The following is an 11,850-nucleotide window of genomic DNA, read 5'->3' on the forward strand; positions in this document are numbered from 1 at the left end:
GAAATGATTCCATATGTTGCAGCTGAAAAAATAAAAATCAAGCATACTTTTTTGAATAAACTCATATGGCTAGCACCATTCGTCCCCATACTGTTAGCTTTTTTAGTATCGGGTGATTATGTTCAATTAAATAGTTACAACTGGTGGTACACTATGATTCTTCCCGGAATGCTCTCTTTAAGTTGTGTCCTTATTGCGGAGAAGGATAAAAAAATGAATAATCGGGCTGTTTTATCGTTACCTATTTCCTTAAAACGAGTATGGCTTTCTAAAATATTACTAGTTTTAGGGATTTTGATTTGTTCTTGCGTGATTTTTTTCTGTGGAATTCAGCTATTTGGTTTACTTGTAAATATAAAGGATTTCAAAATGATTCCTGCGGTGAATGCATTATTAGGAATTGTTGTTGTAATCGTTACTTTTATGTGGCAAATTCCTATATGTTTGTTTTTAGGTCACAAAATAGGTGTATTTCTGACGATTTTATTAAATATGGGTGTAAATGTATTTTTAGGAATTCAATTTGCAACAAAAAGTATGTGGCTGATTAATCCATTTACATATCCAAGCAGACTCATGATTCCGATTGTAAAAATACTACCGAATGGTTTGTATGCAGAACCAGGAAGTGTAACGTTCACACCAGAGCTTCTTTCCTATCATGTAATACTGCCAGGAGTAGTTATTTCTGTAATGCTGTTCCTTTTGTTCACTTATGTGACAGCAAAATGGTTTGAAAAACAGGAGGCAAAATAAAATGGGAGTTTTGTCAAGGGTATTAAGAGCTGATTTTCTAAAAATGAAACACACAGTTTTTTTCTGGATACATATAGTGATGCCAATTATCGGAATTGCTTTATTTTTAGGTTACTATTCCTTTTCAAATTTTGCTTCTATTAATAAGGCTTCAGGCTATATACAAGTACTATCGATAACTTTTCCGCTCTTAATTAGTATTGTAAGTTCTTTCGTTGTGGAACAGGAAGCGTTGGCAGGGAACTTTACAGAACTTTTATCAACGGAATACGGAAGAAGAAAAGCATTTATTAGTAAAGTATGTTTGCTTTTAATATGCGGGTTTTGTTCTACTATATTGGCAGTCTTTGGGTTTGCAGCAGGGTTTCATTTTCTGCTAGGGCAGAATGAACTTCCACTGTCTTTCTATGTTGAGATTTCTTTCGTCCTTTTTGGATGCCAGATTTTTATGTATCTATTCCATCTGTTTTTGAACTTTCGCTTTAGTAAAGGTGCTTCCATTGGGGTGGGCATTATGGAAAGCTTGCTGGCAGCTTTAATGTATACTGGACTGGGGGATGTGATTTGGAAATACATGCCGTGTGCGTGGGGGATGAGGTTGAGTAATAGTTTTTTTACATACAGATTAAATCCAGATTCGTTTCATGCTTTACTAGTAGATATTCAAATGGGAGTAGTTATATGTATTTGCTCGACGATCATTGCGTTTGTTATATCACTTATATGGTTTTCCTACTATGAAGGGCGAAAAGAAATGTAAACACATTTTGTAAACACAGCATTATAATGGAAGTTGAAGGAGGGGGAACTATATGGCAAAAATATTAGCAATTGATGATGAAGAAGGCATTCTTTATATTATAAAAAGCGCTTTAGAAAAAGAAGGACATGAGGTAACTGCCGTTCGTAATCCTCTAACAATTTCCAAAAATAAATTTTGTCATTATGACTTAATTTTATTAGATGTCATGATGCCGGAAATAGATGGATTTACACTCTGTCAGGAGATCCGAGACTTGGTTGATAGTCCGATTGTGTTTCTAACTGCGAAAACATTGGAAAAGGATTTGATCACAGGGCTTAGTCTTGGCGGAGATGATTATATTACAAAACCTTTTGGGATCGGTGAACTGCGTGCAAGAGTGTCAGCGCATGTAAGGCGTGAACATAGAGAAAAGCAAAATGCATTTTCTCTATCAGGTCTTACATTTCATCTATCGAGTAAAGAAATATCGTATGACGATACGGTTATTCCATTTACGAAAAGCGAGTACGGAATTTGTAAATATTTGGCTCTGAATCACGGCCAAGTATTTTCAAGAGAAAAGATTTACGAAAGTGTTTTTGGGTTTGATGGCGAAAGTGATAATCAAGTCATTGTGGAGCATATTAAAAACATTCGCTCTAAATTATGTAAGTATGGTATGAATCCAATAGAAACAGTATGGGGAATCGGGTATAAATGGAAAAGGTAAAAAAACAAATTAATCTTCGCAAAATTTTTATACGGTATATTTTCGCATTTTCAATAGGGACGATTGCTTTAGTCACTTTTCATATTAGCTTGTTCAGTTTTGGAGTTAACACAGGGGTCATTCTTCCGGCAAATTATTATGAGAAACAGATTGAATCGCAAAGAGACGCCATAGTAAAAGCAAAACAGGGCGATGATCGGATTTTAAAACAATATAAATATGTTGTGTATGACCTTTCTGGAAACATCATTCAAGGAAATATTCATAAAAATGATGCGAGAAAAATATGGGATAACGTAAAGAACAACGAAATAGGTGGCGGGGGATACTACTATGCAGTTATGAAGCGAGATAAAGATATTTGTGTCGTTTTATATACGTTGCATACAAATTATAAAAATCCTGTTTTACAGAAGTATTTACCAATCCCGGACATTTCTTTGATTCTCTCTTTTATCCTATTATTTGCTGCAGAAGTGCTATTTCTATCTCGTTCTTTTGGAAAATCATTGTCAAAGGAAATGCTGATTTTAAAAAAGGTAACTGATAAAATTCAAAAGGAAGATTTAGATTTTCAAATAGGGAAATCTAGAATAATAGAAGTAAATGAAATATTAGATTCCTTAGTAAAAATGAAAGATGAACTGAACGATTCACTGCGTAAGCAGTGGGAGATGGAATCGAATAGAAGAGACCAGATTGCTGCTTTAGCACATGATGTCAAAACGCCATTAACGATACTAAGAGGGAATGCCGAGTTGTTAAACGAGATCATGCTGGATTCGAATCAAAAGAAATGTAATGAGCATATTTTGAAAAGCGTTGCTGAAATGGAAATGTATATGCAATCTTTGCTCGACATTACGAAAAGTGAAGAAGTTACTTCACTTCAATTTAAGCAAATAGACCTTCAAAACTTTATTGATCATATTATAGAAGAAAGTGCAATTTGTGCTTTGGACAAACAGTTAAATCTAATAAAAGAAGTTAAGGACATACCGAAATGTATTCATGGTGATGAGGCTGCTTTGAAAAGAGCGATTATGAATGTAATGATGAATGCGATGGAATATTCCCCAGTAAATGGTGACTTGATGTTTTCAGTTGAAACGAGTAATAATAAGATCCGGTTCATTATCGAGGACTCGGGAAGAGGGTTTACAAAAGAAGAAATGACTTCAGCTACAGAACAGTTTTATCAAGGAGATAAAAGTAGAAATTCAAAACATCATCATGGCATCGGACTATATATTGCCAAAAATTTTGCAATGCAGCATGGCGGAAATATGTACTTAAGTCATTCAGAAAAGCTAGGCGGAGCAAAAGTTATTTTGGAAATAGCAGTGTAGTAGAAAAAATGAACAAAAAACGCATCAGACGTGGATCTGATGCGTTTTTTTATGATTCTATGAGATGTTACAAATACATTTTCATATCTTTTGTAGGAAATCAAAGTATTGTAGAGAATATTTTCATGTTGGGGAGCAAGATGACATTTCAATTAGAGGAGAATTGTACATGATAAGGGAATGTAAGTTTGAAGATTTAGAGCAGCTTATGAAAATGAGTAGTATGGAAGTAATAGATTATGATTTGAATCATATGATGAATATTTTTAAGGACGCTAAAAGTTTTTTAGTATGGGATGAATTAGGAGTAAAAGGCTTCGCTTATGTAATTGTAAGAAATGAAGAGAAAAGAGAGTGGGATGTCCAAGTTTATGTAGATCTAAAGGAAAGAAGAAAAGGAATCGGTACGTTACTTCATCGAGAAATTTATAATATTGTAGAAAGAGAAAATCCGAGTGTTTTAGTTACAGAAGTGAGAGTGGATAAGGAAAATCCAGCTGTTTTTTACGAAAGAATGGGGTATAAAAAGTGGTTTGGATCACCAAGTATGTGTTATACGGGAGGAGTTCAACCAGATGTCGATATTGAATTTATTCCGTATGAAGATAAGTTTTACGGACAATATGCTGAATGCAGGGCAGAATGTTTTTATGATATAGCTGTGAAAAATGATTTTAAGCCCTATGTAATCCCGCTAAGTGAAAAAGATAAAAATGCGTTATCTAAAAGGCCGATATATGTAACGTTACATAATGAGCAACTTGTTGGAGCAGTTACTGTTGAGGATGGACATTTAGATCATATTATGGTTTCCCCGGCATATCAGGGGAAGGGATATGGTAAGAAAATTACGCAGTTTGCGATGAATAAAGCATTAAGTAAAGGGGCTACTTCTGTTCAACTTTGTTATATAGAAGGGAATAGTAAGGCGGAGAATTTGTATCAATTGTTAGGGTTTGAAACGGTTCAGATTATGCATGTGTATAGGAAATTTATGGAGTAATGATGCTTGGATAGCAAATAGAAAATCCGAGGGGAGATTTTGAATGAAATGGATAAACTTCATTAAGAGTATCTCAGTAGACTGCAAGTTTTATCCGCCAGCACGAGAAGAAGAAATCATCCGTATAGAAGAGAAGCTTCAAGTGCAATTTCCAGATGAATTGAAAGATTTTCTTCGTGAAACGGATGGAGTGACATACACTGCGTATGACCTATCTTTAGTTTGGAGCGCTAAGCTAATTCAAAGAGAAAATTCTTATATGTGCGGACAGGAATGTTTTGAAGCGTTTCATATGCCTTTTGATTCGATGCTATTTATTGCTGATGCTGGGAATGGAGATCTCTTTGGCTACCGCGTAAACAATGGAGTGATTGGAAAGCGTGATATTTATGTTTGGAATCATGAAGATAACAGTACAACTTGGGTTGTGCATTCTCTACAGTCATTCATAGATGGTTGGTATAATGGAAGGATTTCTATTTAGGGAAATAAGCAGTTTTCGGTATGATTCAGTTCAGTGAAGCGACTGCTTTTGGGGCAGCTTTTTCACCCTGCCATAAATAAGAAAAAGAACACCTCGTTATGACATCCCGTACAGCTATCTCCCGAGAAACACCAAATCGTTCTTTTAGTTCAAACTAATATAGATAGCTTTAAATCTCCTAATAGATGTAAGTGTAGGTAGTCATTACGTTCAACTAAAAATGAAGAATAACTTCTATTTAACAAAGTTATTTATAAGTAATTGGGCATCTATAAAAAAGATAATAAATTTAAAATTAAAAAAGAGCCTTATTAAGGCTCTTTTTTAATCTATTACTTAACTTTTTTCATTTTACTTACAAAAAGACTAACGATACCGATAGCAATTAATGAATAACCAATTGGTAGTAAATAAAATGGTTCGACTAGAGTACCATCCGAAGCGACTGTAGATCCGGCAGTATTAAAGCCAACGATACATCCGATTCCGAAAATAAATGGTAGTGAAGCTAAAATATATTTTTTCATATGAAACCTCCAAGTGTAGGCCTTTTTTTATAAAATAACTGCTTTATAGTTGTAATTATAGTACTGTCATATAGTTAGTACTATTTATATAGGTGACAAAAAGCTTACAGTATTGTCATGTTAATAAGATCGGGCAAGACGAAATCCGAGGTCGTCGATGCTAAACGTTGGATGGCTACGCCGACGACAGGAAGCCCCGCAGCCTCTGGCCTCTTCAGCCCAGCTGCCTCCTCGGAAAATGCGGTAGGAGCCGTAAACTTGTTCATCATATAAATCCCAGCACCACTCCCAAACATTCCCTAACATATCATATAGGCCCCATTCATTCGGTTCCTTTCTTCCTACTTCATGGACCCTGCCTCCTGAATTTTCATTATACCAGGCAATTTGATCAAGCTCTCCGTATCTATAACCAGTAGTCCCTGCTTTACATGCATATTGCCACTCTGCCTCTGTAGGAAGGCGGTAGCCATCTGCTTCCCAATCACAAATTATGTTGTTACCATCTTTATTTATAGAATAACACTCTTTCAATCCAGTTTTTTGTGAAAGGAGATTACAAAAGGAAATAGCATCGTGCCAAGAAATATTTACAACTGGTTTTAAATCTTCATTAAAAGAATGAGGTGCACAGTATAGACCCATAGTTACAGGATACTGGGCAAGAAGAAAAGGTTTTATGTCAGCTTTCCATTTACTTTTTATTCTGTCGTCTCTTAATTCTACTTTGCCCCCTGGAATTTTTATCATTGGATAGTCAATGTAACTTTTTATTTTATTTGACACTATGTCGACCTCCTAATGAACTTTGTTTTACAAATTTTACCTCATTTAGAAGTGTTAAAGCAATCTAAAAATTACGCTGTTTTTTGCAGATAACGGCTTGTTAGTGTTGCTTTAAATGAAAGCTTGTATTTACAATTAGCTACTGGTTGGGGAATTTATCAACTGCTATTGGAGGAATTATTGGAGCATTTCTTTTTAAAAACTACATGTTTGAGTTGTTTATTGGGATTTCACTTATCTCTTTGTTATCTGTATTCACGACCGTACTCTTCATCACAGAAACCTACACACCGAAACCTTCATCTAAGTCTTCTAATAATAAGAAAAAATTTTCATCAATAGAGATGTTTCAAACTTATTCAACCGTTTTAAAAGATAAGCTATTTATGTTTTATATTCTCGGAGCGATCTTGATCTTTTCATTGGAACAGTCTTTAACAAACTATATTGGGATTCGTCTTGAAAAAGATATACCCCATCATTCAGCTTCATTGTTTGGAATAGACGTCATGATTGATGGCACAAAGATGCTCGGTTTTCTCCGCACGGAAAATACAATTCTTGTCGTTCTCCTATCAAGTGTTGTATTGTTCTTATTTGAAAAGTGGAGTGATCGCTGGACGCTAGTTACAGGAATGTTGATCTTTTCTATATGCTTTAGTGTTTTTGCTGTTACAAATAGCGTAATGTTTCTTTTTATTGCCATGTTTATTGGAACAATTGGTGAGCTGATGTATGTTCCGATTAAACAGGCGATGATTGGGGAACTTGTACCAGCTAACGCTCGTAGCACTTATATGGCTTTTAATAGCTTGACTTTCTACGGAGCAATGATTGTATCTTCGTTGTTGATCATCGTTGGAAAGTGGATTCACCCTATATATATGGGGGGATTGCTTCTTATTTTAGGATTAACTGGTACATTTTTGTACTACATCATAACAAAAACGCTAGACTCTAAAGTTAGTGATAAGAATGAAGGAAAAGTACCTGTTTCTTATTAAAGGGCTAACGGATGAAAAGAAACGAACTAGAAAACGATTTTCCGCAATCGAGCGCGATACTTTGCTTATTTCAGATTTTTAATCAAACTTTATTCCAAACGAACAGTTAGCCTTATATTCAATATTAAAACAAAAAAGCCCGGCAATTGCCGAGCTTTTCATTATTTCTTAGCTTCTTTGTCTGCTTTTGGAGCTTCGAAAATATCTTTTAAGTCTTTATCTTCGATTTTCACATCTGATTTTTTCATTTCTTTTGTAACAAGATCGTTCATAAATTGAGCATCTTGCATTTTCTTGTCAACAAGATCGTTTTTAATGCGGTCTTTTTCTTGATCAAGTGGTTTTAATTCTTTAATATCAGTTACTTTAATGATGTGGTAACCGTATTGTGTTTTTACAGGCTCACTGATCTCGTCTTTTTTCAATTTATATGCAGCATCTTCAAATTCTTTAACCATGCTACCTGATTTGAAGTATCCTAAGTCGCCGCCTTTATCTTTTGAACCTGGATCTTGAGAGTTTTGTTTTGCTAACTCTTCAAAAGATTTGCCTTGTGCAAGTTCACCTTTAATTTTTTTCGCAGTTTCTTCATCTTTTACAAGAATGTGGCTTGCTTTAATTTCAGGCTTGTAATTGTCTTTTATTTCTTTATCTGTGATGCTTTTCTTCACAGCTTCTTTCATTGCAAGTTCACCGCGAACAGTTTCTTTTAAATCTTTTTCAGTCATGCCGCTTTGTTTTAATAAAGTAGCAAATTGATCGCCGTATTGCTTCTTATATTCGTCAAATTGTTTATTAACGGCATCATCTTTAACTGGGTAGTTTTTAATAAATACTTTTTGCATTACTAGGCTACGTAAGACGTTTTTACCGCCTTGTTTTTTCATTGCATTGTATAGCTCGTCTTTTGTTACGTCCCCAGCTTTTGATGTTACAACTTTGTCAGAAGTGCCGCATGCTGATAATGTGAATACACTTGTTACAGCTAGGGCAAGTATTGCTTTCTTCATGAAATAAACACTCCTACTATTATGTATTTTTGAATCCCGCATAAACGGGCAGTAATCCCCCATTAATGGAAGTTTCACTTTATAGTATAAGCAATATGTACAAAAATTAATATAACATATTTCGATGCATTTTCCTATTGATAAAGAAAAAATACCCATTTGCCTGCGGCGATTGTCAGATTCGATCATGGCACCATTCTGGGCTTACATGCATACAAAGAGAAATGAGGAGGTTGAATTTATATATGAATCAACAATTAATTTTGTGGCTTGTGTTATTTATTTTATTAGTAATAGTAGGTATAATTTGTTTATAGAGGAAAAAATGTGAGGAAGGGGTTTCCTTCCTCACTTTGCATGAAATATAATTTCTATATAACTAGAAATTAATAGAATGGTAATACATACGTTAATGAACCGAAAGACACTCGTTTGACGTCGGTCAGATAATTGTTTCTGTTGACACAGTGAATGTGTCATAAGGTTTGTATAAGTTAGAACGATAAGTGCAAAAGCGATAAATATAATTGTTATAATTGTCACGAGGAGAGTCCTCCTTTAGAAAAAATACATATAATCCTATTGTATCATACGATAATTTATTCGTGTTATAAAATTCTGAAATGGGAAAATCTAGATTATATACATATCAAAATGAAAAAACATGTCCTCTTTTTAATGTGGGCGAGAACGGGTTTGTTTTTATATGCTGCATAGGAAACGATTTATATAGAAAGAGAGGGAAGAAAGTGAACGTTGTGAAACGGTTAGAACAAGCAGAATATTATGTATCACTTCTTTTTAATATGATAGATGAACAAAAGTGTCCATTTTATTCTTTAATTATAAAGAATAAAGTGATGAAACGTGATGTGGAACGTTTGTTAGCTCTTTGTGAACAAATGAATGAGCAATACATAATGGAAAAGCAAGAAGGTTTGCTTTTATTTGATGAGCTGCTGGATAAATTTGAAGAAGCGCTTCCAGAAAGTCTCGAAGGAAAAGAGACGGCGGAAGCGCTCGATCATCAAGGGTTGTTTCAACCATTGATGCAAGAGTTTTTACGTATGATGGCGAAAAAATAATAAATTATCACTTTTTAACAAGTTTTTCATCGTGCTCGATAAAATTATCCTCGATATTATCCAGTGATTTCTCGAAAATGTCGATAAAGTCTTGCCCGTAAATATTTCGCAAAATGGCGATTAATTCGATGTTTTCTGGAAATTTACCGTAGAAATTGCGAAGAGCTAAAGCTCCATTAAAGACAGAATTACTTTCAGGCTCGTATTCCTCCATTAATTGTAACAGTAATTCTTCACCTTTTTCTGTAATTTCAATATACGTGTTTCGTTTGTCATCTTCTTTCTTTGAAAAGATAAGAAGACCGCGTTCTTCTAGTTTTTTAGAGAAGTTAAAAGCGGTGGATACGTGCATGACACCGAACTTCGCAATTTCTGAAATAGAAGCCCCTTTTAAATGATACGCAATCCATAAAATATGATGTTCATTAATATTTAAATCATATGGTTTAATCCACTGTTGCCAATCTTTTTCCACACACTTCCATAATGCTTTTGATAATTGAGCCATGCGTTGGCTGAAAATCATCGCTTCTTTTATTGAATAATTTTTGTCACCGTTTTTCATCGATTCACCCACTTTATACAATTCTTATTCATTACTATCTATTATGCCAGTAAAATAAAAATTAATAAAGTGTTTTTGTTAGAATTGTGAAAATTTTTCGTTAAAATGACAAAACTATACAAATTTCGAGTAATTATAAAAGTGTTATCTTGTTAGACAGGACAAAGATTGACGGAATTTTATTCTGATTTGGGCGTAGCAAGGAGAAGAGGATCATTGTATAAAAAATACGGCACATGTATGTCATGTGCCGTAAAAGAGACGGTAAGAATCAAAACGATTTGTTATATACGAAAAATTACGCTTTATCAGGAACCGCTTGTTGTAATTTTTCAATTGATTTTTGAATGTTTTCAATTTCTTGTTCAATGTGGCGCTTATTTTGAGAAATATCTTGTCTCCATGTTGATAATGTTTCGTGCATATCATCTTTTAATTCTTGAATGACTTCTTTTCCTTCAGAAGCTGTTTCAACAATTTGTCGACTTAGTAATTTTGTATCTGCTGTAATATCAGCTAATGTTTTTTTTATATCATTTCCTTTTTCTTTTAACTTATTGCGCATATCTCTTCCAGATGAAGGAGTAGAAAAGAGTACAGCAAGTCCAGCGACAGCTCCGCCGCAAATGATGCCAGTTAGAAAGGATTTTGATTTTGACATAAAAAGTGCCTCCTTAATTTGTAAAACTTTCCGTCATAGATGGAAGCTTTATAACATTGTTATACTCATGATGTGTGAAACTGTGCATATGCATAAGACAAGGGGGGAGAAAAGTGAAATGGATTACAAGCATTTGTTTTATTGTCAGTCTTTTCTTTCTTGTACGAGCAATGCAATTATTATTTATTTTAAAACAGAAAAGATCGTACCCGCCAATCCTTTTAGTAAAGCAGCAAATTGTTAGGTTTGCGTTTATTGGCGGGGTGTGCACGGCATGTACAATCTTATTGTACATACTACAATAGATCTAATCTTTTCAATTCATCGTTTTAGGTGCAAGTGTTATTTTACGCTAGTTGCAATTGTGTTTGCGATGTTGTGTAATTCTTCCATTGTGTAATCACTTTGGTGAGATTTCCACACAGCACCGAAACCATCTTTTTCGCCGTAGCGTGGGATTAAATGAAGATGGAAGTGAAAGACAGTTTGTCCTGCTTTTTCTCCGTTATTATTTAATAAATTGAAACCAACTGGATTATATTCAGTTTTTATCGCATTCGAAATTTTTGGAACGACAGAGAAAATGTGTGAAGCAATTTCTGGTGTTAATGCAAATACATCTTGTTTATGTACTTTTGGAATTACGAGTGTATGTCCTTTTGTCACTTGGCTAATATCAAGAAAAGCGAGTACATGTTCATCCTCATATACTTTTGCGCAAGGAATTTGCCCCTCAATAATTTTACAAAAAATACAATTATCCGCTGTATGATTCATATTCCTCATCCTTTCAGTAGTCTTAGCCGTATTTTATCATAATTACATAATAGAAAAAACACGAAAAGCAGGAAGCTGGTGAGCTTCCTGCCTTCGGAAGAAGGTTTGAAAAAGCATTTTCGTTTAATCTACCTTTAGGAGACACCTCATTTGTTAGGAAATGCGCGGTAACTCGACATATATTCTGCCGTGGACACCCCATTTTCAATGAAATGATGTTGCAATCCTTCAGAAATGAATTGTTTATTTTATAAAACAGTATCTACTCTCCTCGAGACACCCCGTTTCTAAAATGAAACAACTTATATGACTCCGTGTAAATTACCTTTGTCCATTATAGACACCCCGTTTCATGATGAGTTCGCTAG

General features: G+C 34.4%; 16 protein-coding genes and 1 pseudogene. 10 read left to right on the forward strand and 7 right to left on the reverse strand.

Going from position 1 to position 11,850, the window contains the following annotated elements; translation table 11 throughout:
• Nucleotides 1-3 precede the first annotated feature (3 nt).
• From BM211_RS04740 to BM211_RS04765, 6 genes are all read left to right on the forward strand, one after another.
• Nucleotides 4-756, forward strand: coding sequence for a lantibiotic immunity ABC transporter MutE/EpiE family permease subunit (locus BM211_RS04740; RefSeq protein ID WP_090995367.1), 753 nt, complete (start codon nt 4-6; stop codon nt 754-756).
• Nucleotide 757: 1 nt separating this feature from the next.
• The gene (locus BM211_RS04745) at nt 758-1,516 is read left to right on the forward strand and encodes a lantibiotic immunity ABC transporter MutG family permease subunit (protein ID WP_035437510.1); all 759 of its coding nucleotides are present in this window, start codon (nt 758-760) and stop codon (nt 1,514-1,516) included.
• Nucleotides 1,517-1,568: 52 nt separating this feature from the next.
• A complete protein-coding gene (locus tag BM211_RS04750; RefSeq protein ID WP_090995370.1) occupies nt 1,569-2,231 on the forward strand; it encodes a response regulator transcription factor in 663 nt (220 codons plus the stop codon).
• Nucleotides 2,219-3,580 carry a sensor histidine kinase gene (locus tag BM211_RS04755; RefSeq protein WP_090995373.1) on the forward strand — a complete coding sequence of 454 codons (1,362 nt, stop codon included), beginning with the start codon at nt 2,219-2,221 and terminating at the stop codon, nt 3,578-3,580. The genes BM211_RS04750 and BM211_RS04755 overlap by 13 nt, the downstream gene beginning before the upstream one ends.
• A gap of 169 nt (nt 3,581-3,749) precedes the next feature.
• Nucleotides 3,750-4,583: a GNAT family N-acetyltransferase gene (locus BM211_RS04760; protein WP_090995376.1), complete on the forward strand. Its 834-nt coding sequence runs from the start codon at nt 3,750-3,752 to the stop codon at nt 4,581-4,583.
• A 43-nt stretch (nt 4,584-4,626) separates the two neighbouring features.
• Nucleotides 4,627-5,067, forward strand: coding sequence for an SMI1/KNR4 family protein (locus tag BM211_RS04765; protein ID WP_035437503.1), 441 nt, complete (start codon nt 4,627-4,629; stop codon nt 5,065-5,067).
• Nucleotides 5,068-5,399: 332 nt separating this feature from the next.
• Here the strand turns inward: BM211_RS04765 and BM211_RS04770 are convergent, their stop codons facing one another.
• Together BM211_RS04770 and BM211_RS04775 are read right to left on the reverse strand one after the other, a co-directional pair.
• Nucleotides 5,400-5,594 (reverse strand): DUF3955 domain-containing protein, encoded by a 195-nt coding sequence (locus BM211_RS04770; RefSeq protein WP_090995379.1) that lies wholly within the window; start codon nt 5,592-5,594, stop codon nt 5,400-5,402.
• 120 nt (nt 5,595-5,714) lie between these two features.
• A complete protein-coding gene (locus tag BM211_RS04775; RefSeq protein WP_177206886.1) occupies nt 5,715-6,344 on the reverse strand; it encodes a formylglycine-generating enzyme family protein in 630 nt (209 codons plus the stop codon).
• A 242-nt stretch (nt 6,345-6,586) separates the two neighbouring features.
• On the opposite strand from BM211_RS04775, the gene BM211_RS04780 reads away from it, so the two are divergent.
• Nucleotides 6,587-7,384, forward strand: a complete 798-nt coding sequence (locus tag BM211_RS04780; protein ID WP_256216839.1) for an MFS transporter — start codon at nt 6,587-6,589, stop codon at nt 7,382-7,384.
• Nucleotides 7,385-7,545: 161 nt separating this feature from the next.
• Here the strand turns inward: BM211_RS04780 and prsA are convergent, their stop codons facing one another.
• Nucleotides 7,546-8,394 carry a peptidylprolyl isomerase PrsA gene (gene prsA, locus BM211_RS04785; RefSeq protein WP_035437498.1) on the reverse strand — a complete coding sequence of 283 codons (849 nt, stop codon included), beginning with the start codon at nt 8,392-8,394 and terminating at the stop codon, nt 7,546-7,548.
• Between the two features lie 245 nt (nt 8,395-8,639).
• On the opposite strand from prsA, the pseudogene BM211_RS26925 reads away from it, so the two are divergent.
• Nucleotides 8,640-8,711: pseudogene (locus BM211_RS26925) on the forward strand (YjcZ family sporulation protein); the annotation flags it as partial.
• Between the two features lie 31 nt (nt 8,712-8,742).
• Here the strand turns inward: BM211_RS26925 and BM211_RS04790 are convergent.
• Nucleotides 8,743-8,937, reverse strand: coding sequence for a hypothetical protein (locus BM211_RS04790; RefSeq protein WP_081904977.1), 195 nt, complete (start codon nt 8,935-8,937; stop codon nt 8,743-8,745).
• A 206-nt stretch (nt 8,938-9,143) separates the two neighbouring features.
• Here BM211_RS04790 and BM211_RS04795 point away from each other — a divergent pair, with 206 nt between their 5' ends.
• A complete protein-coding gene (locus BM211_RS04795) occupies nt 9,144-9,479 on the forward strand; it encodes a DUF1878 family protein (protein WP_090995384.1) in 336 nt (111 codons plus the stop codon).
• A 7-nt stretch (nt 9,480-9,486) separates the two neighbouring features.
• On the opposite strand, the gene BM211_RS04800 is transcribed toward BM211_RS04795, so the two are convergent.
• Together BM211_RS04800 and BM211_RS04805 are read right to left on the reverse strand one after the other, a co-directional pair.
• Nucleotides 9,487-10,044, reverse strand: coding sequence for an HTH-type transcriptional regulator Hpr (locus BM211_RS04800; RefSeq protein ID WP_035437495.1), 558 nt, complete (start codon nt 10,042-10,044; stop codon nt 9,487-9,489).
• A 298-nt stretch (nt 10,045-10,342) separates the two neighbouring features.
• Entirely contained in the window at nt 10,343-10,705 is a 363-nt protein-coding gene (locus BM211_RS04805) for a YtxH domain-containing protein (protein ID WP_035437493.1), read from the reverse strand.
• A 113-nt stretch (nt 10,706-10,818) separates the two neighbouring features.
• Between BM211_RS04805 and BM211_RS04810 the strand changes: the two genes are divergently transcribed.
• Entirely contained in the window at nt 10,819-11,010 is a 192-nt protein-coding gene (locus BM211_RS04810; RefSeq protein ID WP_090995387.1) for a membrane protein YhzF, read from the forward strand.
• A gap of 37 nt (nt 11,011-11,047) precedes the next feature.
• On the opposite strand, the gene BM211_RS04815 is transcribed toward BM211_RS04810, so the two are convergent.
• On the reverse strand, nt 11,048-11,482 hold the full coding sequence (locus BM211_RS04815; RefSeq protein ID WP_035437490.1) for an HIT family protein: 435 nt from the start codon (nt 11,480-11,482) through the stop codon (nt 11,048-11,050).
• Nucleotides 11,483-11,850: the final 368 nt, after the last annotated feature.

This window comes from Bacillus sp. 491mf (assembly GCF_900112415.1).
In the GTDB taxonomy this organism is placed as follows: domain Bacteria; phylum Bacillota; class Bacilli; order Bacillales; family Bacillaceae_G; genus Bacillus_A.

Bases quoted from the DNA above. Each gene is read 5' to 3' on its own strand.
- BM211_RS04740 (WP_090995367.1), top strand. From the start codon at position 4: ATGATTCCATATGTTGCAGCTGAAAAAATAAAAATCAAGCATACTTTT.
- BM211_RS04745 (WP_035437510.1), top strand. From the start codon at position 758: ATGGGAGTTTTGTCAAGGGTATTAAGAGCTGATTTTCTAAAAATGAAA.
- BM211_RS04750 (WP_090995370.1), top strand. From the start codon at position 1,569: ATGGCAAAAATATTAGCAATTGATGATGAAGAAGGCATTCTTTATATT.
- BM211_RS04755 (WP_090995373.1), top strand. From the start codon at position 2,219: ATGGAAAAGGTAAAAAAACAAATTAATCTTCGCAAAATTTTTATACGG.
- BM211_RS04760 (WP_090995376.1), top strand. From the start codon at position 3,750: ATGATAAGGGAATGTAAGTTTGAAGATTTAGAGCAGCTTATGAAAATG.
- BM211_RS04765 (WP_035437503.1), top strand. From the start codon at position 4,627: ATGAAATGGATAAACTTCATTAAGAGTATCTCAGTAGACTGCAAGTTT.
- BM211_RS04770 (WP_090995379.1), bottom strand. From the start codon at position 5,594: ATGAAAAAATATATTTTAGCTTCACTACCATTTATTTTCGGAATCGGA.
- BM211_RS04775 (WP_177206886.1), bottom strand. From the start codon at position 6,344: ATGATAAAAATTCCAGGGGGCAAAGTAGAATTAAGAGACGACAGAATA.
- BM211_RS04780 (WP_256216839.1), top strand. From the start codon at position 6,587: ATGTTTGAGTTGTTTATTGGGATTTCACTTATCTCTTTGTTATCTGTA.
- prsA (WP_035437498.1), bottom strand. From the start codon at position 8,394: ATGAAGAAAGCAATACTTGCCCTAGCTGTAACAAGTGTATTCACATTA.
- BM211_RS04800 (WP_035437495.1), bottom strand. From the start codon at position 10,044: ATGAAAAACGGTGACAAAAATTATTCAATAAAAGAAGCGATGATTTTC.
- BM211_RS04805 (WP_035437493.1), bottom strand. From the start codon at position 10,705: ATGTCAAAATCAAAATCCTTTCTAACTGGCATCATTTGCGGCGGAGCT.
- BM211_RS04815 (WP_035437490.1), bottom strand. From the start codon at position 11,482: ATGAATCATACAGCGGATAATTGTATTTTTTGTAAAATTATTGAGGGG.